The following is a 21,501-nucleotide window of genomic DNA, read 5'->3' as shown; positions in this document are numbered from 1 at the left end:
CCCCCCCCCCCCCCCCCCCCCCCCCCCCCCCCCCCCCCACTGCGGTATGAACGACCGTATCCAGACAAGGCATGGAGTTGCCAATCTCATGAACTTGCTATTGAAGGCTTTCTGGCTCGCCAGTTGCGTGTTGGTCGGAACGCTAGAAGCAAATGCCCAAATTCTTGTCCAGGGCGGCGGTGCGACAATGCCCGCGGCCCTGTACCAAGGGAGTCCGGACAGCATTCTTCCGACGTCGTTCAGCTATGCTCCCAGGGGCTCGGGCGTCGGCAAGCGGGCATTCCTGAGCAATGACCCATCACTGTTTTCGACGACGGGGACTGTCCACTTTGCTGGCAGCGATGCGGTACTGAGCAGCACCGAGTTGTACAGCTACAACAGCACCTTCAACCGGGCTGGTGATCCAACCCGTTATGGGGCATTGATCCAGATTCCCGTTGCGCTGGCTCCGGTGATCATTCCCTTCAACAAGCCTGGTTCAGCAATTGACCTGTCGGTCACCCGGATCTGCGGGATATTCTCCGGCAAGATCACCAACTGGTCGAGCATCGACAGCGCCCGCACCGGCACTATTCGGGTTGTCTACCGTGGCGAGAGCAGCGGCGCCACTGAATTGCTGGCCCGTTTCCTGACCAGCGCCTGCCAGCCGGCCGATGTCTCAGGCACCACGCTGAAGCTGACCAACGGCGTGCCGGCGTTCTCGGTGCAGTCGACCTTCGCCAATCTTTTCACTAGTGTTCCCGAGAACTTTGTTGCAGCTCCGGCGTCCGGTGACGCGGCGGTGTACGCCGCCATTTTTGCGACCGTCGGAACAATGGGATACACAGGTCCAGACCTGTCTCTTGATCTCTCGGATGCTACTCGAGTTGCACAGGTCAAGGGCTTCTCTCCAAAGGACGTGAGTACTCAGGCGACACTGGATAACGTGCCACCGCCGGCCGGTGCCGCTGCCGAGAACCCAGCGAACTGGGTGCCGTGGTTCGGCAACCCGAGCTCAGGATATCCAATCGTGGGTACCACCAATCTCCTGTTTGGGCAGTGCTACAAGGATGTACTGGTGGCTGCAAGAATTCGCGGCGGGCTTCTTCGAATCTATGGCAGCACCGTGGTCAACGGTGTCGAACAGGGCCCGCAGGATCCCGCCATCGTTGCGCACAGGTTCATTCCGCTGAATAAAGCCTGGCGCGATGCGGTCCGTTCCCGCTTCGTCAACGCCAGCAACGCTGGAGCATTGAACAATCCGAGCACCTGCTCGGGAATCGGCCGTCCGCTGTAACTGCAATTGCTTCTGTAGTTTCAGGAGACGCACAAGGGCGCCGGCAGCAATGCCGGCGCCTTCCGCGTATGTCCGCTGCATGACAGTGATGCGCCTGTCGCCTTCACGCCGTCGCCACCGTCTATGAGGTGCAGGGCGTGCCTCGAGCAGGCCCATCCGTACACACGCCGCCGCCGACGCGGCCCATCAGGTTGACGAGGTCCCCGATGTCTCACCCGCATTCGCCCACCGCCCGTTTCCCTGCTGCCTTGTGGCGCAGCCATCCGATGGCCTGGGCCGTCGCAGTGGCCCTGGGCAGCGTGGTGGCTCCGGCCACTCAGGCCCAACAGGCGTTCAGCCCCGGCTGGTTCGCCGAGCGCGGTGCGGCGCAGGGCGCGGCGGCACAGAGCGGGCGCATGCCCAATGGCGTGCCGATCCAGTTCCAGCTACCCGCGCAGCAGCAGGATGCGGCACGGCAGAAGCTGCAGCAGTCGATCGACAACCTTGGTACGGCCGCGCAGGCCATCGCCCTGCAGCAACGCCTGCAGGAACAGGCACGGCAGGCGCGCCGCGAGGCGGGCTTCGTGGTCGCCGATGGCCTGGGCAAGGATGGCCTGAAGGTCGACGAGAATCCGCTGACCCGCGGCTGGATCAACGCCCGCGAGGCGATCCAGTCGCAGGCCGCCGACGGGCGGGTGCTGGTCAACATTGAGCAGACAGCCGACCAAGCGATCCTGAACTGGGAAACCTTCAACATTGGTGGCAACACCACACTGAATTTCCTGCAGAACCCCGACTGGGCCGTGTTGAACCGGGTCAACGATCCCGCCGCAAGGCCCAGCCAGATCCTTGGCCAGCTGAAGGCCAATGGCACGGTGTTCGTTGCCAACCGCAATGGCGTGGTGTTCGGCAACAACAGCCAGGTCAATGTCCGCAACCTGGTGGCGGCGGCAGCGCGCATCAGCGACGCGCAGTTCCGTGAGCAGGGTCTGTACAGTGCCGACGCGAACACCTCGGCGCTGACCGACGCCGTAGGCAAAGTCATGGTCGAACGCGGTGCGCGCATCACCACGCACGAGCCGACCACGGCAACGCGGGGCGGTGGTTACGTGCTGCTGGCTGGGCACAGCGTGGAGAACGCGGGCCAGATCGAGACGCGCAAAGGCCAGACCCAGCTTGCCGCCGGCGACAGTTTCGTGATCCGCCGTGGCGTGGGCACGGCGCAGAACACTGCATCGACCACCCGTGGCAACGAGATCGCACCGCGCTTCGTCGCTGACAGCACGGCCGGCAGCGTTCGCAACAGCGGTCTGATCCAGGCACGCGAGGGCGACATCACCCTGGCCGGCCGCATGGTCGAACAGGCTGGCGTTGCAGTCGCGTCCACCACGCTAAATCAACGCGGTACGGTGCACCTGTTGAACTCGGCGTCCGATGCGGCGGGCAGTGTGACCCTGGCCTCCGGCTCGACCACTGCAGTACTGCTGGAAGACGATGGCAAGAGCAGGGCGCTGGACAGCCAGCGCGACGCGCTCATCAAGGAGTCCACCGAGCAGGACAAGCTGCGCGGTTCCAGCAACAGCGGCACCTTCGACAATCTTTCGCGCCTGCAGGATCGCCGCGAGCAATCGCGCATCGAAGTCGTCTCCGGCGGCGATGTGAACTTCCAGGCCGGCGCACTGGCAGTGGCCACCGGCGGCCAGGTGATCGCCGACGCCAGCCGGCGCAGCTATCTGGATGATGGCGCGCGCGTGGACGTCTCCGGTGCGGTGGGCGTGCAGGTGGCGATGGAAAGCAACAACGTCAAGGTGAAGGTGCAGGGCAATGAGTTGCGCGATTCGCCAGACAACCGTGACAGCGGCAAGCTGATCAGCAGCGAGGTGTGGATCGACCGCCGCCAGTTGACCGAAGTCGCCGCCGGTACCGGCGGCTATGAAGGTACGCGCTGGTATGCCGGCGGCGGCCTGCTGGAAGTGGGGGGCTACCTGGACAATCAGGGGCATTCGATCAGCGAATGGGCAGCGCAGGGTGGAACCGTCCAGCTGGCAGGCAAGGAAGTCGTCAGCCACGCCGGTTCGCGCATCAATCTGGCCGGTGGCAGCCTGGATGTGCAGTCCGGTGTGGTGCAGCAGAGTTGGCTGCGTGGCCGCGACGGGCAGTTGTACCGGCTTGATGATGCACCGGCCGAGATGCTGTACGACGGTCTGTATCAGGGCTATGAAGTGAAGCAGGAACGGTGGGGGGTGACCGAATCGTTCCGCAATCCGCTGGTGGCACCCACCCAGCGTTTCGACAATGGCTATACCGTGGGACGCGATGCTGGCCGTCTGCTGATCTCGGCGCCCACGGCTGTCCTGCAGGGCCAGGTGGATACGGTGGCCTTCCAGGGCCTGCAGCAGACCCGCCGCCCGGACCAGGCGCAGGACGGGTACGTGCAGGCACAGACGGCCGCGGCCCGCAACGCCCAGCTCTGGCTCGGGCGTTTCGACAACACCGGCCGAAGTGCAGTGTTCGATTCGCAGATCCGCATCGGAGCGCTCCAGGCCGACACCCGGTCATGGACGTTGCAGGCGCCGATCGGGGAAACACAGCGCAATACCGTGTGGTTGGACAGTGAGGTCCTGAGCGCTCAGCGTTGGGGGCAGGTGGACCTTGCTTCTGCGGGCCGTATCGACCTGGATGGCACGCTCAGGTTGCAGGAGGGCGGTCGGCTTGGGCTCACTGCAAGCCGCGTCAGCTTCGGAGGAACGGTGCAGATTGCCGGCGGGCAGGTGGAGGCCGGCAACCTGCTTCCGGCGCTCGGCGGGCCCTCGGCCCTGCTGAGGTCCGGACGAGGCGCGGTGGATGTTGCGGCGGGCGCACGGATCGATCTTGGCGGCAGTTGGAGTAACGCGCTTGCTGCGCCGGATGGCGACCCCGCGCAGGCGTGGATCGACGGTGGACAGATGCGCTTCAACAGCAGTCACGACATCCGTGTGGGTGAAGGGGCAGCGATTCTTGTCGATGCCGGCGGCGCGATCGATGCCAGTGGCAAAGGGCGCGTAGGCAAGGGCGGCAGTGTCAGCCTGCTCGCGGCCAGCACCGAGGTTGCCACCGACGGCAGCGGGCGGATCCGTATCGGCGATGGCGCACGCTTCAGCGCGCTCGGCAATGGAAGCGGCAATTTCACCCTGGCAACAGGCGGTGCGGTGTCTATCGGCGCGCCTGGCACGGATGCATCGGCGGCGTCGTTGCAACTGCAGTCAGCACTGTTCAGGAGTGGCTTCGCCGGCTATGACATCGCCGGGCACAACGGTTTGACGGTTGAAGAAGGTACCCAGCTGCAGGTGGAACGACCGGCGCTGCGCCTGGCCGAGGGCGCACAGCAGGCACTGTCCCGCGAGCAGGGCGTTCAGGCCTGGACGCCGTCGCTGTATGAGGCGGATCCGGCCAGCGGGCGTGTATCGCAGCGCGGCGGCGCGAGCCTGGCACTGCGCGCAGGGCATCTGCTGTCCACGGCCGAGCTGCGCGTTGGCAAGGGCGCAAGGATCGAGGTCGATGCCGGCCAGACGATCGAACTGTTCAGCGCCGGCAACCTGGACGTGGCTGGCAGTCTGAAGGCGGCCGGCGGCCGTATCCGCCTGGACGAGGCATTCGATCCGACCGGTGTGCGTGGCGATCAACGCCGCGAACGTCGCTGGACGATTGCCGAGGGTGCCCTGCTGGACGTGAGCGGCGATAGCGTTTCCCTGCCCGACGCGCGCGGGACATTGCGCGGACAGGTGCGCAAGGGCGGAATGATCGAGATCGGGGGGGCGTTGGACTGGGAAGACCAGGACAACGTACGCCACTTGCCGCCCGATACCTTCGTGGTGGTGGAGCGCGGTGCGCGGCTGGACGCGTCCGGTGCTTCGGCGCTGCTGGACATTGATGGCAGCGGGCGCATCCGGGTGGACAGCGACGGCGGCAGCATCGTGCTGCGCGCCGGCAATGCGCTGTACCTGCAGGGCGACCTGGACGCAGCAGCGGGCGGCGACGGCGCGCGCGGTGGCACCCTCGGCGTTGCCTTCGGTGGCGGAACCTACGGCAGAACGGCAATGAACAAGGAAGTGCTGGCGCCGAGGGTGATCTCGCTGACCCAGCACGCCGCGCAGACGACCGACCTGCCTGCACGCCTTGAGTACGGCCATGCGGCACTGTCGGTGGAGCAGATCGAGGCCGGTGGTTTCGATCATCTGGCCCTGTTCGGCGACATCCGCGCCCAGGGAGATGTCACTCTGCGCATGGACCAGAGCCTGCGCATTCAGGGCTTGAACGAGCGTTACGTCGGCCTCGTCCCGAGCAACAGCGAGGGCGGCCGCCTGCAACTGGGCGCGCCATATGTCCGCCTTGCGCAGGGGCGCTGGTGGCAGCCGGCCGGGGAAGGCACGTTGCGCCCACTGGAGGCAGCGTTCGACAGCGGCCACCAGCATCGCCTGGACGTGAGCGCCGATCTGATCGACCTGCGCGACGTCACCTGGCTGGCGGGATTTGATCAGGTCGCGCTGCGCAGCCGCGGTGACATTCGCATGCTGGCCGCGGTCGCCAGTAGTTCACGGGAATCCACGCTTGCAAGCCCGGGTTCGATCGATATCAGCGCCGCACGCATGTATCCGGCGGCCCGGGCCAAGGGACGTATCGTGGCGGGCGTCCCCGACATCGGTCCTTCAGGCCTGCCGTTCTGGCAGAACCCCGACGCCGTACTGCGCATCCATGGCATTGCAGGCGGCGCGCAACCGGCACCGGACTCTGCGTTCGGAAGCCTGGAGCTGGTGGCAGCGACGGTGGTGCAGGGCGGCAATGTGCAGGCGCCCTGGGGCCATGTGCAGCTGGGTGGCAGGGAATTCAACGCTGATGCGGCCAGCCGCGTCGACCTGCTTGCAGGCAGCGTGACGTCGGTGAGCGGTGCCGGCCTGCAGCTGCCGTTTGGCGGTACCGTGGATGGTGTGGGCTGGCGCCTCAACGGTGCCGACTTCGATGTGCTGGGCCCCGGCTCGACCAACATCCCGATCGGTATCGACATCGTCGCCAACGCCGTCGATGGCGTGGTGGGCAGCGTGCTCGACGTGTCCGGCGGAGGCGAGCTGTCCGGCGCTGCATTCGTGGCCGGGCGCGGTGGCTCGGTGGACATCCTGCGGCATGCGCTGGCGGATGCGAACCCGCGCTACCGCTTCAGCGGCAGTGACAATGCGGTCTACGCGATCATGCCGGGACGCTCTGGCACGCAGGCGCCGCAGGCGGTTGCTGATGGCAGCGCGGACCCGCGCATCGGCCAGCAGATCGTCATACCTGCGGGGGTCCCCGGCCTCCCGGCCGGAACCTACACGCTGCTGCCGGCCAGCTACGCACTGCAGAAGGGCGCATTCCGCGTCGAAGTCGGCGCCGAACGCGCCGTCGGCAGCAGGCAGGCAGTGGCGACCGGCACAGGCTCATGGCGTGTCAGCGGGCACCGGGCGCAAAGCCTTGGCGGTGCAGTGTCGCCGCTGCTCACCGATCTGGTGCTGACGCCAGCGGAAGCGGTGCGCCGCCATGCCAGCTACAACGAAACGTCCTACAGCACGTTCGTACAGGGCGTGGCCGAACGGCGTGGCGAAGCGCTGCGCTGGCGGCCTACGGACGCCGGCAACCTCAACCTGGCACTGGGTGAGGGCGCCGGACGTTCGAGTGTGCCAGCCGCGATCTTCCAAGGCGTGTCGCGCTTCAACGCCGGCAGCAATGACGGACGCGGGGGCACGCTTTCGGTCAATCTGCTCACCTCCAATGACGCGATGTTGGAGATTGTCACCGAAGGCGGCAGCGCCGGCAGCGGTAGCGGCGCCACCGTCTTCGACTCGGCGCTCAATGCGTTCCGCCCGGAGACGATGCTGATCGGCGGCGTGCTGCGGCGTGACGCGACGACCCATTCGCTGGAGGGCAGGGCGCAGCACATCGTGGTGCGCAACGGCGTCAACCTGACGGCGCAGGAAGTGCTTCTGTCGGCCGCGTTCGGAGGCAAGGGAATCCTGGTGGAGCAGGGCGCTTCGATCGATACCTTGACCGGGGCAAATACCTCGCGCGTGGCACAGCCCACGGCGCCCTATCTGGTGTCGGGCGGCCTGCTTGCCGTGTCCAACCAGCGCTTGACAGCGCTCACTGCGCAGGGCGGCAGTGCCGCCGGTCCGGTGGCGATCGACATCGGCGGATGCGTGGTGGACTGCAATGGCCAGACCCGGTTGCTGTCGGCAGGCAGCATCAATGTGGTCACCGACGGTGCCTTGAACATTGGTGATTCGGTGAGCTACGGCACGCGCCAGCTCGGCCTGGGCATGTCGGCGCTCAATCTCGGCAGCGCCGAGGCCATTGCGGCGGCAGCGGCGGCCGGCGCCCTGCCGGCGGGCATGACCATGAACCAGGAGGTGTTGCAGCGATTGCTGCGGGGAAACACCGCCACCGGCGCGCCGGCGCTGGAGGCCCTCAGCCTGACCGCGCGCGATGCCATCAATGTCTTCGGCAGCGTGGACCTGGACACCCGTGAGGGCGCAACCGGACGCAGCAGCCTGCGCAGCCTGGTGCTGGGCGCACCGGCCATTCACGGTTACGGCACCGCTACCGATCGCGCACGCATCTTCGCCGATACGCTGGTCTGGGACGGTACGCTGGCCGGCACCACGTTGCCCGGCGGTGAGCAGACCCAGCCGGCTGGCGAGGCGATGGTGGGCCGGCTTGGCCAAGGGCAGCTGGAAATCAATGCAAGGGCGCTTGAGCTGGGGCGTGCGCCCTTTACCCGGCCCAGTTCGTCGGTGGCCGCGGATCGCCAGGTGCTCGGCTTCGCCGGCGTTACCCTGGCAGCATCGGATCGCATGTTGTTCTCCGGCAAGGGCAGTCTGGATGTCTTCCAGCGGCAGGGCGATTACGTGGCAGGCAGCGGTTGGCAGTTCAGCGGCGGCGCGCTGGATATCGTTACCCCGCTGCTGGCCGGCAGCGCGGGCGCGCAGCTGGCAGTCCGCAATGGCGGTACGGTGCAGGTGCGCGGTGCTGCGGCAACTGCGGGCAGCGATGCGTTGGGTGCGGAGTTGTCCATCACGGCCGAACGCGTTGTGATCGACAGCCGGGTGGCGCTGGCGTCCGGCCGGTTCGAAGCCAATGCCCGCCAGGGCGTGGCGCTTGGCAGCAATGCAGTACTGGACATGGCGGGGCGGAAGGTCAGCCTGTTCGACGTGGACAAGTACAGTTGGGGCGGCGACGTAGCGCTGTCGAGCCGTGACGGTGACATCGTTGCCGACGCGGCGTCGCGCATCGATCTTTCTGCCCGCAACAACCGCGGCGGCCGCTTGACGGTCGCTGCGCTGGGCGCGCAGGGCGGCCGTGTGGATCTGGCAGGTACGTTGCTTGGCGGAGCCAGCGGCCGCTACGACGCCGGTGGCACTGAAGTGCCCTACGACGGCGGCGAGCTGGTAGTGCGTGCACGCCAGTTGCAGGACTTCTCCGGCCTGAACACCCGGCTTACCGCCGGTGGCATTACCGGTGGCCGGACGTTCCAGTTGAGCGAAGGCGACCTGGTGATCGGCGATGAAGTGAAGGCACGCAACGTGGATATCAGCGTCGATGGCGGCAGCCTGCTCGTCAATGGCCGCATTGATGCCAGTGGCGAACAGGTCGGCAGCATTCGCCTGTCCGCCCGCGATGTGCTGCGTATCGACGGCACATTGGACGCGCATGGCAGCGCCTTGCGCGTCGATAGTTACGGCAAGATCATCGACAGCCCGAACCGGGCGATGATCGAACTGACCTCGGCCAGTGGCAGCCTGCAGCTGGGCGCGACCTCATCGATGGACCTGCGCGCCGGCACCTCGGTGGCCACGGGTAGCAGCCCTGGCCAGAACGATGGCCGCGCACGCGGCAGCGTCAAGCTCAACGTGCCACGCGTGGGCAGCAACGACGCTGCGATTGACGTGGCCAGCGGACTCCGCATCGCCGGTGCCGCCGATCTCCAGGTCAACGCCTTCCGCGGCTATGATTCGGCGCCGTTGGCAAGCGCTCCGGACGTGCATGGCCATCGTCCGCAGGTGATCAACCAGCATTGGCTGGACACGGTTGTGGACCCGGACAACAGCCAGTGGATGAATGCCGCACTGGCCAATGCAGGATTGCAGCAGCGCACTGCTGCCCTGGGCAGCTACCGCCTTCGCCCCGGCGTGCAGATCGTGGCGCGGACCAGCAGCGACAATCCGCGTGGCGATCTGGTCGTGGCCGGCGATATCGATCTGTCCGGGTACCGCTACGGCCCGCAGTCGAACCGGACCGATCCAGCGCGCCGTGGCTTCGGTGAATCGGCAGCGCTGGTGCTGCGCGCCGAAGGCGATATCAACGTCTACGGCAGCATCAACGATGGATTCGCGCCGCCGCCTGCCAATCCCGATGAGGACGGCTGGGTGCTGCTGGAAGGGCGCAGTGCCGGTACGCCCAACACGGCGTTCGGTGGCGACCTGATCGTGCCCGGTGAGGGTGTCCAGTTGCAGCGCGGCACCGAATTCCGTGCCGGCGCCACGCTGAACTATGCACTGCCCTTCGAGGCCGTGACCCTGCCGGCCGGAACCGTGCTGCCTGCGGAGATGCGGCTGTCGGGACCGTTGCTGCTGCCGGCCGGTACCGTGCTGGGCGCAGCAGTGACGACGGCGGGTGGCGAGGTGGTTGCGGCTGGAACCGTGCTGGCCCAGGCATTGTCGTTGCAGGCGGGTGCGCGCCTGGGCGCCGGCTTCCGGCTGCGCACGCCGGCGCCGGTGGCCGCACAGGTGTGGCCGGCCGGCGTCGCGCTGCCGATGGCGATGAAGCTGTCAGGCGCACTGGACCTGCACGCCGGCGCCATCATCCCGTCGATGACCAAGGTGGAGCTGGCCGGCGATGCGCCGGTGAAGCTGCGAACGGCCGACGCCAGCGGGCGCCAGGGACGCAACTGGGCGCTGGCGGCGATGCTGCCCGAAGGCACCACCTCGTGGGATCTGACTGCAGTGGCCGGTGCCGATACGACCGCTGCCGATCCGCGTACCCGCAGCTGGGGAAGTGACGGCAGCATCGTGCTGGCCGACAGCCACTACAGCACCATCGGGACGGTGACCAAGACGACGGAATGGAAGGGTGATCGAATCGTCAATTTGGAAGGTTCTCTGTACTGGTGGGGCGATGAGAGTCTGGCCGGAAAGTCACCTGCCGAGGTGGCCGCGATCATCGGGACCACCGAGGCGGAGATCTGTGGCGCAGGCGCCTTCTGCGGCCCGGCCCCGCGCCTGGTGGACAAGGAAGGCTCGCTGGCATGGTGGGGCGATGAATCCTGGGTCGGCCGCCCGGCTACGGAACTGGGCGCCGAGATGGGCATGTCGGAGGAAGAGATCTGCGCGGCAATGGGCTACTGCTACGGCGGCGGTACGCTTACCGAGGTGACCACCTACGGCAAGCGCCTGGGCTCGCCAGCTTGGAGCGTGCTGCGTACCGGCAAGGGTGATCTGGCACTGCTGGCCGCGCAGGACGTGCGCATGAAGTCCGGCTTCGGCGTGTACACCGCAGGTGCGCCGACGCTACTGGGCGATGGCAGCGACCCCCAGTTCAATCCGGTGCGTACGGCTGCGCCCTGGCACTCCTCGCTGCTGGGCAGGAACCAGGTCTCGGGCAACTATGATGCGGCGCTGGCCAGTTACCGTGCGTGGTATCCCGACCATGGCGGCGATGTCAGGGTTGAAGCTGGACGCGACATCATCGGCGACGCCTGGACCGCCCGGTCCGAATCCGGTACGGCGCAGCGCGACCAGGCCGGGCATTCAAGCGCAGCCGTGGGCGGCTGGTTGTGGCGGCAGGGTACGGGCACCACCGAAGGCGTCCAGGCAACACCCACGAGCTGGTGGATCAACTTCGGCACGTACAGCACCGTGGGCGCCGAAGCGGACGCAGCTCCCCGCATGGTCGGGTTCACCGGCTTCGGCACGTTGGGAGGCGGCAATCTGTCACTGGAAGCGGGCCGCCACGCGGGCGTGCTCGACCCGATGGGCAATGCCCTGGGGCTGTTGACCGCGCCTCATTCCAGCGCGATTGTTGCTGCGGTCGGGTCGACCGGGCGCGTCAGCAATGGTGAGCTGCATCTGACCGGTGGCGGCGACCTGACCCTACGCAGTGGCGGTGCGTTGAATCCTGGCCTGCGCGCCAGCGCGCAGCAGCCGGAGAGTTTCCTGCAGGATCTGGATCTCAATGGCGCGGTGACCAACCTGCGCGGCAGCACCCTGCTGCAGGCGGCACGCATCGGTGGCCTCAGCGCGATACAGAGCAGCTACGGAACGCTGGGCCTGATGGATCCGTTCGTGGCGGACGCCCCGGTGGCGATGGCGGGGCCCCTGCTCATTCTGGGTGATTCCACTGCCCGCCTGCAGGCCCGTGGTGACATTGTTCTCGGTGGCGCCGCAGATGCAGGGCGTGTACCGACGGCCAACTACAACGACGTTGTTCTGGGCGATGGCCAGCATGCAGCTGGCACGACGTGGTTCTCGCTCTGGACCCGAGGCACGGCACTGGACCTGTTCTCGGCAGGCGGAAATCTCGCACCCAGCCTGGCCGGAAGTCTGCATGCAACCGGTAGCAACATGTTCGCTGAAGGCATCGCGCTGCGCGAGCAATCCGTTCCCGCCAGCATCAATTACTGGCTGTATCCGTCCAGGTTCAGCGCGGTGGCAGCCAGTGGTGACATCATCAGCGCCCCGCTTCGAGGTCTCGGACCAGGGGCGACTACGGGCGATGTGATCCTGCTCGCGCCTTCGGCCAGCGGCCAGCTCGATGTTCTGGCCGGAGGCTCGATCCATGCCGCGATCAACGCCACCGGCATTGCGCGTTCCGGTAGCGACGCCCGCCTGCCTGGTCCGTTTGATCCTGCATTCATGGCCCAGCGGGGCGCCAGCCTGACCCGGGTCGGCCACAATCTCTCCGACGATGGGGTGCAGGGAGCGGATCCGTCGGCGAACCTGCCCTTGTTCGCGTTCGGCCCCAGTACTCCGACCACGGGTGCGCTGACGTCCCGGCCCACGTCGCCCAGCCGCTTCTATGCCGTTGCCGGTGACATCATCGGGTTGGGCAGCGGCGGGCGCAGGCAATTGAGGCGGAACATCGGCGAGGAGAGCCGGACACTGTTCGACTGGTACGAAGCGGGCTCGGCCGTACAGCTGCGCGCCGGTCGCGACGTGATCAATGCGAACGTCACCGCGCTCAACACCAGCGGTACCGATATCAGCGGGATCGAGGCGGGCCGGGACATCATCCGCAGCAACCTGACGGTGGCCGGCCCCGGCAACGTTGAAGTGAGTGCGGGCCGGCAGCTGCGCCAGGAAGAGGCCGGAAGCATCGTGAGCCTGGGTGGCGTCGTCCAGGGCGATGCCCGTCCCGGTGCCAGCATCGCAGTGACTGCCGGCAATCAGGGCATTGACTTCGATGCACTGCGCACGCGCTACCTGGACCCGGCCAACCTGGCCGACCCGGCGCAGTCGCTGGCATCGCAGCCCGGCAAGGCGGTGAAGATCTATGACAAGGAGTTGAAGCAGTGGCTGCAGCAGCGCTTCGGCACCGCTGCCGAAGGCACGGATGCGCTGGCTGCGTTCGATGCGTTGCCGCAGGAACAGCAGCGCATCTTCCTGCGCCAGATCTACTACGCCGAGCTGCGCGAAGGTGGTCGTGAGTACACCAATGCAGAAGGGCCGCGTTTCGGTTCCTATCTGCGCGGGCGCGAAGCGATCGCCACGCTGATGCCGGACAAGGATGCCAATGGCGCAACGATCAACCGTACTGGCGATATTCTGATGTATGGCGGCTCCGGTGTGCGCACCGAAGCGGGTGGCAATATCGAGCTGATGGCACCGGGCGGACAGATCGTGGTGGGTGTGCAGGGCGTGGTGCCACCGGCCAGTGCCGGGCTGGTGACCCAAGGGCAGGGTGACATCCGGCTGTTCAGCCAGGACAGCGTGCTGTTGGGCCTGTCGCGGGTGATGACGACGTTCGGCGGTGACATCCTGGCCTGGTCGGAGCAGGGCGACATCAATGCCGGTCGCGGTTCGCAGACCACCTTGTTGTACACGCCACCGCGTCGCGTCTATGACGGCTGGGGCAATGTGATCCTGTCGCCGCAGGCTCCCGCCAGTGGCGCAGGCATCGCCACCTTGAACCCCATCGCCGAAGTGCCGCCGGGCGACGTCGACCTGATCGCGCCGCTGGGCACCATCGACGCGGGCGAAGCAGGCATACGAGTCTCGGGCAACATCAACCTGGCAGCGCTGCAGGTGCTCAACGCCGCCAACATCCAGGTGCAGGGCGAGAGCAAGGGCCTGCCGGTGTTGGCCACGGTGAACGTCAATGCGCTGGCGTCGGCCAGTGCTGCAGCGAACAGTGCCAGCCAGGCCGCACAGGACGTGATGCGCAAGACCAAGGACGACGCACGGCGCAACCAGCCGTCAGTGATCAGCGTGCAGATTCTCGGCTTCGGCAGCGGCACCAGCAGCATTGCGCCGCCGGCGCGCGGCACGACCGCCAACAGCGGCTACGACGCCAACAGCGCCTTCCAGTTCCCGCAGGCAAGCCGCGACGAAGGCACGCAGCGCCGATAGGCATTGCACGCCCCGGTAGGTGCCGACCTTGGTCGGCACGCATTGCCCGATGCAGCGCATCGGGCTGCAGCATCGGGCCAGCCGCCAGGGAACGGTGGCGGCCCCAGCCAGGACGGCACGGAGGGTAGGGAGCGGCCATCAGCGGTGAGGACCACCGACACAGCGCCGCCGGGTGCAGGAGAGCACCCGGCGGCAGGAGGGACGCGCGCATGTGTCACGGTAGATGCCGACCTTGGTCGGCAGTAGATCCTCGCCATGCGTGGATGCCCGGACAGCCTCAGTGCCGACCAACGGTCGGCACCCACCAGAGTAGGCGTGGCAGCAGGAGCCGCTCGGCCGTAGATCCACGCCATGCGTGGATGCGGTGCCACGAACGAGTCCTAAAGCTCCAGCACCCGCCGGTAACTCAACGGCCCACGCCCATCGCGCAGGCCCAACCGCAGTTCAACTCCGGTGGCCGGCAATACCTCGCCCTCGCTCGGCAACACGGCCCATCCCGTTCCAGGCTGCCACGCCCGCACCTCGAACCGCTGCACATCGCGCGCCACCGCAATGCCCTTCGACGGATCCGGTGCGGGCAGGGGATACCGGTCCGTAGTCGCACCACTGGCCCGCCACAGCGTGCTGCCCTGCCGCCACCAGCGCACCCGCTGCCAGTGCAGCCCATCACTGCCGACACTGCGGGTGATCTCCAGCGCGAAGCTGCCATCCGGGTGCCGCTCGCTCACCAGCGACGGGGGCAGCAATCGCTGCGGACGATCTGCCGGGCGCACCGCGCCATTCATCAGCGCATCGTCGGCACGCATTTCAATATCGCGCTGGAACTGCTGCAGCACGCGCAGCGCCGTCGTGGTCTCGGCATCGTCCTGGCGCAGGCGCTGGTCGCTGTTGGCCACGCTGTCCAGCGCACGCCAGCAGATCAGCGCCAGCACGCCCATGATGGTGATCGCGATCATCACCTCGATCAGGGTGAAGCCGCGTGCGGCGCGCCTCATTGCGCCGCAGTCCACGGCAGCTGCATCCGCGCCAGCGACTGTCGCGGTGCATCTTCGGCCACCACGGTCAATTCCAGTTGCGGCTGCCCATCGCTGCCAGTGCCCAGATGCTGCAGGACCAGGAAGCTGCCGCGTCCCTGCACACAGCGCTGCCGGGCATCCTGCGGCGGCTGCCCGGCGAGGCGCAGCTCCTGCCAGCGGTCCTGCGCGCACAACAGCGCCAGGCGACGGTCGCGCAGCCGTGACTGATCGTCGGTCGCCACTGCCACCGAGCGCATTACCGCAGCCAGTGCAATCGATACGATCGCCAGTGCGATCAGCACCTCAATCAGGGTGAATCCGCGCGCCGTCTGCTTCACTGCACGACCTGCAATTGTCCGCTGCCATCATCACGAAGACGCAGTGCGCGGCCCTCCAGCGACAGTCCAAGCTCCCAGGCGGTACCGATCCACTCCGGGCTCAGCTCGATGGCGTTGGTGGGCTGCACCGCGATGCCTGCAGCCTGCCACTTCTGTGGACGCAGCAGATCATCGCGTTCAACGGTGACCCAGCGGCTGCCTTCGAGGCGGCTGAAACGATAGCCGGCTGCGTCGGCCTGCCAACGCAGGGGGCGGCCATCGATGCGGGCCTCGTCGCGCGCCACCTGCAGGCGCTGCGCCAGTCGTTCGCCTTCCTGCCGCAGCTGCCGGCCCGGGTCGAGCAGGCTGCCCAGGCCAAGGCCGATGCCCGCCGTGCAGATGCCGATGATCACCAGCACCACCATCAGTTCCAGCAGGGTGAAACCACGCGGCACACGCTGCATCGACGTTGCCTCCTGTCCTGGCCGATACCTGCCAGCGTAGGCCCGCATGATGAAACAAAAGCGTCAGCCGCACCTGCTAGCGTAGGCGGACACGAACGTGGCGATGATGTGGAACATGGACGGCAGGCGCTGGGATCGGAATCGGATGTTGACCCTGCTGGCGGCGGCGCTGCTGCTGGCCGTGGTGGCCTACTGGAGCGTCACCCTGTCTGCGGTGGCGCCAGCGGCGGCCGCGAGCGAAGCGCATGCCGAGGCGCCGGTACGGCCGATGTTCGATGCAGTGGCCAGCCTGCCGTTGGTGCGGCTGCTGTCTCCCGGCGCGGTGCAGACCGAGGTGGTCGTGCTGGGCGTGATGGCAGGTGACCACGCGCCCCTGGCCCTGCTGTCGGTGGATGGACGCCCGCCGGAGGCGTACGCGCCCGGCCAGCGGCTGGGGCCCTGTACGGTGCTGGCCAGCATCAGCGCCAGCGCAGTGGAACTGAACCAGGCCGGGCAAACGCGCAGCCTGCCGGTGCCTGAGCTGCCGCCGGTGCCGACCGATGGCATCGTGCCGGGCGGGTCCCTGTAGAGCCGAGCCCGCGCTCGGCTGCGTCTGGAAGAACAGTCGAGCAAGGCTCGACTCTACAAAATCCAGTGGAGCATGTCTCGACTCTACAAAATCCTGCCGAGCGCGGGCCCGGCTCTACAGCTGCGCAGGCTCAGCGCGCCGGACGCTGCGGTTCCACCGAACGACCAAAGGCATCGCCCATGCGCTGTCGTGTGCCTTCCAGGTTGTACTGCATCAGCTGGTTGCCGGGCTGCCGCATCAGGCGTTCGGCTTCAGGCAGCGCCGGTGACTTCGCCGATTTCGGCGCCGGGGCCAGTTTGCGTTGCAGGCACTCCCAGGCGGGGATGCGCTCGCCGTTGACCTGTACTTCGATGCACGGCGCGGCATCGTCCTGCTTCTTCGCCTCTACGGCCCAGGCCGATGGCAACGCCAGCAACAAGGCAAGGGCGAGGGCAGGGCGAAGGCCCGCCTCCAACGACTCACTCATCTTGAATCTCCTGCGAAAACCGACGCTCAGCAATGAAGACGTATGGCGAAGACAGTGTCCGCCTGCAACTGTTCCGGCGCTGTCAAAAGATGACAGTGCTGTCACAAAACTATTGGCGGTTTTGACGCGACGTACACGTCCTGTTGATAGACCCACGCGCCGCTCCCTGGCCACTCCCTTCGATACGACGCGATGCCTTCGATGACTCCTGTTCCGTGCCGAGCCGTCCGCCTTCCGCTGCGCCTGCATCCGCTGGTGCTGGCTCTGGCTGCGATGCCGCTGCCATTGTTCGCGCAGGACGCGGCGCCTGCGCCCAGCGTGAACATCAATGAATACATCGTGCGCGGCAACACCGTGCTCGATCCGCGCCAGATCGAACGTGCGGTGGAGCCGTTCCTCGGCCCGGGCAAGACCCTGGCCGATGTCGAGAAGGCGCGCGATGCCGTCAATGCGCTGTACCAGCAGGCAGGCTACCAGTCGGTCTACGTCGAGCTGCCCGAGCAGCAGGTCAGTGGCGGCGTGGTGCTGCTGAAGGTGCAGCAGACGCCGATCGGGAAGCTGCGGGTCGTAGGCACGAAGCACGAATCGCCCGAACGCATCCGCGAACGCGTGCCGGCACTTGCCGAGGGCAAGGTGCCGGACTTCGACCAGGCGCAGAAGGAACTGACCGCGCTGAATGAAGGCGGACGTCGCCAGGTGATGCCGCTGGTGCGCGAGGGCCAGGTGCCGGGCACGATGGATGTGGACCTGCAGGTCGAAGAGAAGTCGCCGTGGCGTGCCAGCGCGGCGCTCAACAACGACCACAGCGCCGACACCGAGAAGCTTCGCCTGAGTGCATCGCTGGCCTACGACAACCTGTGGAAGCGCGGGCACAGCGCCAACATCGGCGTGTACCTGGCGCCGGAAGATACCAAGCAGGCCAAGGTGTTCTCGGCCTCGTACATGATGCCGTTCGAGGGCACGCCGTGGAGCCTGGAAGCGTCCGGCTACAAGTCCGACAGCCGCGTGCTGAACGCGGGTGGGCAGGTGGGTACCGGCACCGGAACCAATGTAATCGGCAACGGCCATTCGATCGGTCTCAAGCTCAACTATCGACTGGCCGGCAGCAGCCAGTGGTGGCGCCAGCTCAGCCTCGGCGTGGACTTCAAGGACACCGAGGAAGACACGCAGATGGGCAAGGAGAGCCTGAAGACGCCGCTGAAGTACGCGCCGATCACCCTGGCGTTTGTCGGTGTGCGCCAGGGCGAGCAGGATCAGTTGAGCATCAATACCCAGCTGGTGGCCGGTACCCGCCGCCTGTTCGGCTATGGCAGCGATGCCATCGGATTCGGGCAGAAGCGCTACTGGGCGGACCCCAGTTTCATCGCGTTCAAGGCCGATGTGGCCAACACCCACACCTTCGGCAGCGATTGGCAGTGGTACGCGCGCGGCTCGCTGCAGGTGACCGACGCACCGCTGGTGTCGGCCGAGCAGTTCGCCGCCGGTGGCATGTACACCGTGCGCGGCTATCTGTCGGCCGAGGCGATCGGCGACTACGGCGGCCTGGCCAGCCTGGAATGGCGTACCCCGGCGTGGTCGCTGTGGAGCGGCACGGATCTCCGCGTCTACAGCTTTGCCGACGCCGCCTACCTGCGCCTGCGCCAGCCGCTGCCCGAACAGCGTGACAAGTACAACCTGGCCTCGGTCGGCCTGGGCGCGCAGCTGCGCCTGGGTGAGCACCTGCAGCTGCGCCTGGACTACGCCTGGCCCTATGCCGATGGCCCGGTCACGCGCAAGGACGACCCACGCCTGCATTTCAACATCAGCACCAGTTACTGACCCTTCCCTTGAACATGCGTTCTCCGGAGACCCTTCGCATGGACCGTTTGCTTTCCCGAGTGTTGTTGCTGCTGGCCGCGCTGGTTGCGCTGCCTGCTGCTGCGGCCGATGCCAATTGGTGGCAGGCCGAATGGAAGTACCGCAAGCCGATCACCGTCGACGCCGGCCCGCAGGGCGCGGGCCTGGCCGGTGACCCGGGCCGCACGCCGCTGCTGCTGCGCCTGCATACCGGCAACTTCGGTTTCGACGGTACCCAGGACGCGGGCAACGACCTGCGCTTCGTGTCGGGCGATGGCCGCACCGTGCTGGCCCATCAGATCGAGCAGTTCGATCCCAAGCTGGGCCTGGCCCTGGTCTGGGTGGACGTGCCGGCAGTCAGCGCTGCCGCGCCGCAGACGATCTGGATGTACTACGGCAATGAGAAGGCACCGGCCAGCGGCAACGGCCAGCAGGTGTTCGACCCGGACTACACGCTGGTCTACCACTTCGCCGAAGCCAATGCGCCGGCGCGCGACACCACCGCCTACGGCAACAATGCCGGTGCTGTGGTGCCGCCGTCCGAAGGTTCGGTGATCGGCCGTGGCGTGCAGCTGGGCGCAGGCCCGCTGCCGTTGCCGGCCAGCGCCTCGCTGGCACAGGAAGCGGGGGCGCCGTTGACCCTCTCGGCCTGGATCAAGCCGGGCAGCAGCAATGCGGCGCAGGCAATCTATGCCCGTCGCGATGGCGCCTCCGAGCTGGTGCTGGGTATCGAGAACCGGGTGCCGTTCGTGCAGCTCAACGGTCAGCGCAGCACGCCGGCGCAGCCGATTCCGGAAGGGCAGTGGGCGCACGTGGCACTGACCGCGGAGAAGGGTGCGCTGCAGCTGTACCTCAACGGCCGTGTAGTGGCCCAGCTGAGCGGCGAGCTGCCGGCGCTGGGTACCGCGCCGGTGGTGGGCGCCGATGCCCCGGGTGCTGCACAGCCTTTGGCCAACTTCGAAGGCGCTCTGGATGAGCTGCGCATCTCGCGGGTTGCACGTCCGGCCGCGCTGCTGCTGGCCGATGCCACCGCTCAGGGCGCCGACTCGCGCCTGATCAGCTACGGCGCCGACGAGCAATCCGCCGGGCAGAGCCACTTCGGCTTCATTCTCAAGGCGATGCCGTTCGATGCCTGGGTGGTGGTCGCCATCCTCGGCCTGATGATGCTGATGTCATGGGCGATCATGATTGCCAAGAGCCGCCACTTCGGCCGCACCAGCAAGGCCAACGCGGTATTCACCGAGAGCTTCGGCAAGTTGTCCGGTGTGCCGCTGCGCACTCTGTCCGAGATGGACCGCCAGGGCAAGGCGCCGACCGCGATGCACGACGGCTCGCTGTGGCGCATCTACCAGGTGGCCATCGATGAAATGCAGCAGCGCCACCAGCGCGACGGCAACAGTGGCTACCTGAGCGGCGCCACCATCGCCGCGATCCGTGCCTCGATGGATGCGGTGATGGTGCGCGAGCAGGAAGCGATGGCACGGCGCATGAACTGGCTGTCGACCACCATCGAAGGTGCGCCCTACGTGGGCCTGTTCGGCACCGTAATCGGCATCATGCTGGTGTTCGTGGTGGCGGCGATGGCCGGCGCGGTGGACATCAACTCGGTGGCGCCGGGCATGGCTGCAGCGCTGCTGTGTACCGCAGCCGGCCTCGGCGTCGCGATCCCGGCGCTGTTCGGCTACAACTACCTGGGCGCACGCGCCGAGGCGATCGGCGCCGACATGGCGGTGTTCATCGACGAGTTCGCCGCGCGCCTGGCCGAAGAGCAGGACGGGCGCGGCCCGGCCGCGGTCCAGGGCTGAGGGGCGCGCCATGGGCCAGAAGGCGAAGTTCGGCATCAAGAAGCGCGAGAAGGGCATCAACGTGACGCCCTTCGTCGACGTGCTGCTGGTGGTGCTGGTGATCTTCATCCTGACCAGCAACGCCTCCATCCCCGGCATCGAGGTCAATCTGCCGAAGGCCAGCAACAGCGTGGCCCTGGAAAAGCCGAAGACCAAGGCGATCACCATCGACCCCAGTGGCCAGGTGTTCCTGGATGCCTACCCGGTGACGATGGCCGAGCTGGAAGACCGCCTGCGTACCGAGCGCGCGACCACACCGGATTTCCCGGTGATCGTGCGCGGTGACGCGCAGGTGCAGTACGCCCGCGTGGTCGAGGTGCTGGACCTGCTGCGGCGCTTGGAGCTGGCCCAGGTCGGCCTGGTCACCGGCAAGGCGCAGGGCTGAGGCATGACGGCCCATCAACCCCCTCGACCGGAGCCCGGCATGCGCGGTCGCCAGTTGCTGGTGACCGTGGCACTGGTGCTGGCCGCGTTGCTGGTGCTCGGTATCGCGGTGTGGTGGCTGCTGTTCAAGGACACCGCCAGCACCCGCCGGCCGGTGGTGCAACCGCCGATGCTGGCGCTGCCACCCCCTCCGCCGCCGCCGCCGCCCCCGGAAAAACCACCGGAGCCGGAGACGCCGCCGGAAGAGACGATGCCCGAACCGGAGCCGCTGGATCAGCCGACGCCCGCTGAAGAGCCGACGCCGACGCCGGATAACAGCGATCCGGTGACGATGAATGCCGACGCGCAGGCCGGTGGTGACAACTTCGGTATCCAGTCCGGCAGTGGTGGCGGTTCGTCCGGCGTTGGCCGTGGTGGCGCCGGCAACGCTACCTACGGCCGCTACCTGGGCTACCTGATGCAGCAGGCGATCTCGCGCGACGACAAGGTCAAGCGCCTGGCGTTCCAGCTGCAGGTGAATGTGTGGCTGGCCAACGACGGCCGCCTGGAGAAGGTCGAGCTGGTACGCGGCAGTGGCAACGAGGAGGCCGACGCGGCCGTGCTCGATGCCCTGCGTCGCATCGGCAAGGTTGACCAGGCACCGCCGCCGTCACTCGATTTCCCCGCCCGCGTCCTGATCCAGGGCCGCCGGCCCGGGGCCTGACTCCGACTTCCGTGATTTCCCT

Annotated in this window: 11 protein-coding genes; 7 read left to right on the top strand and 4 right to left on the bottom strand. The window is 67.1% G+C overall.

Translation table 11 applies throughout. From position 1 onward, the window contains the following. Positions 1-88 precede the first annotated feature (88 nt). Both R1L06_RS01670 and R1L06_RS01665 read left to right on the top strand, forming a co-directional pair. The gene (locus R1L06_RS01670) at positions 89-1,276 is read left to right on the top strand and encodes a substrate-binding domain-containing protein (protein WP_317216750.1); all 1,188 of its coding nucleotides are present in this window, start codon (positions 89-91) and stop codon (positions 1,274-1,276) included. A 206-nt stretch (positions 1,277-1,482) separates the two neighbouring features. After that, positions 1,483-13,881, top strand: coding sequence for a filamentous hemagglutinin family protein (locus R1L06_RS01665; RefSeq protein ID WP_317216749.1), 12,399 nt, complete (start codon positions 1,483-1,485; stop codon positions 13,879-13,881). Positions 13,882-14,261: 380 nt separating this feature from the next. Here the strand turns inward: R1L06_RS01665 and R1L06_RS01660 are convergent, their stop codons facing one another. From R1L06_RS01660 to gspH, 3 genes are read right to left on the bottom strand one after another with little or no spacing between them, the layout of a single operon-like run. Next, positions 14,262-14,876 (bottom strand): prepilin-type N-terminal cleavage/methylation domain-containing protein, encoded by a 615-nt coding sequence (locus tag R1L06_RS01660; protein ID WP_317216748.1) that lies wholly within the window; start codon positions 14,874-14,876, stop codon positions 14,262-14,264. Further along, positions 14,873-15,235, bottom strand: coding sequence for a type II secretion system minor pseudopilin GspI (gspI, locus tag R1L06_RS01655; RefSeq protein ID WP_032128115.1), 363 nt, complete (start codon positions 15,233-15,235; stop codon positions 14,873-14,875). The genes R1L06_RS01660 and gspI overlap by 4 nt, the downstream gene beginning before the upstream one ends. Next, positions 15,232-15,678 carry a type II secretion system minor pseudopilin GspH gene (gene gspH, locus R1L06_RS01650; RefSeq protein ID WP_317216747.1) on the bottom strand — a complete coding sequence of 149 codons (447 nt, stop codon included), beginning with the start codon at positions 15,676-15,678 and terminating at the stop codon, positions 15,232-15,234. The genes gspI and gspH overlap by 4 nt, the downstream gene beginning before the upstream one ends. 103 nt (positions 15,679-15,781) lie before the next feature. Here gspH and R1L06_RS01645 point away from each other — a divergent pair, with 103 nt between their 5' ends. Then, positions 15,782-16,246, top strand: a complete 465-nt coding sequence (locus tag R1L06_RS01645) for a hypothetical protein (protein ID WP_317216746.1) — start codon at positions 15,782-15,784, stop codon at positions 16,244-16,246. A 130-nt stretch (positions 16,247-16,376) separates the two neighbouring features. On the opposite strand, the gene R1L06_RS01640 is transcribed toward R1L06_RS01645, so the two are convergent. Further along, a complete protein-coding gene (locus R1L06_RS01640) occupies positions 16,377-16,712 on the bottom strand; it encodes a hypothetical protein (RefSeq protein ID WP_317216745.1) in 336 nt (111 codons plus the stop codon). A gap of 201 nt (positions 16,713-16,913) precedes the next feature. Between R1L06_RS01640 and R1L06_RS01635 the strand changes: the two genes are divergently transcribed. From R1L06_RS01635 to tolA, 4 genes are read left to right on the top strand one after another with little or no spacing between them, the layout of a single operon-like run. Beyond that, complete coding sequence (locus R1L06_RS01635; RefSeq protein WP_317216744.1) at positions 16,914-18,530, top strand: ShlB/FhaC/HecB family hemolysin secretion/activation protein; 1,617 nt, start codon at positions 16,914-16,916, stop codon at positions 18,528-18,530. A gap of 38 nt (positions 18,531-18,568) precedes the next feature. Beyond that, positions 18,569-20,353, top strand: coding sequence for a DUF2341 domain-containing protein (locus R1L06_RS01630; protein WP_317216743.1), 1,785 nt, complete (start codon positions 18,569-18,571; stop codon positions 20,351-20,353). Positions 20,354-20,363: 10 nt separating this feature from the next. Then, a complete protein-coding gene (locus R1L06_RS01625; protein ID WP_005409874.1) occupies positions 20,364-20,777 on the top strand; it encodes an ExbD/TolR family protein in 414 nt (137 codons plus the stop codon). Positions 20,778-20,816: 39 nt separating this feature from the next. Beyond that, positions 20,817-21,479 carry a cell envelope integrity protein TolA gene (gene tolA, locus R1L06_RS01620; protein WP_317216742.1) on the top strand — a complete coding sequence of 221 codons (663 nt, stop codon included), beginning with the start codon at positions 20,817-20,819 and terminating at the stop codon, positions 21,477-21,479. Positions 21,480-21,501 lie beyond the last annotated feature (22 nt).

Source organism: Stenotrophomonas mexicanensis (assembly GCF_032911605.1).
Lineage (GTDB): Bacteria > Pseudomonadota > Gammaproteobacteria > Xanthomonadales > Xanthomonadaceae > Stenotrophomonas > Stenotrophomonas maltophilia_A.
Note: the sequence above shows the minus strand (reverse complement) of the source record. Positions and strands in the feature narration are given on the sequence as shown.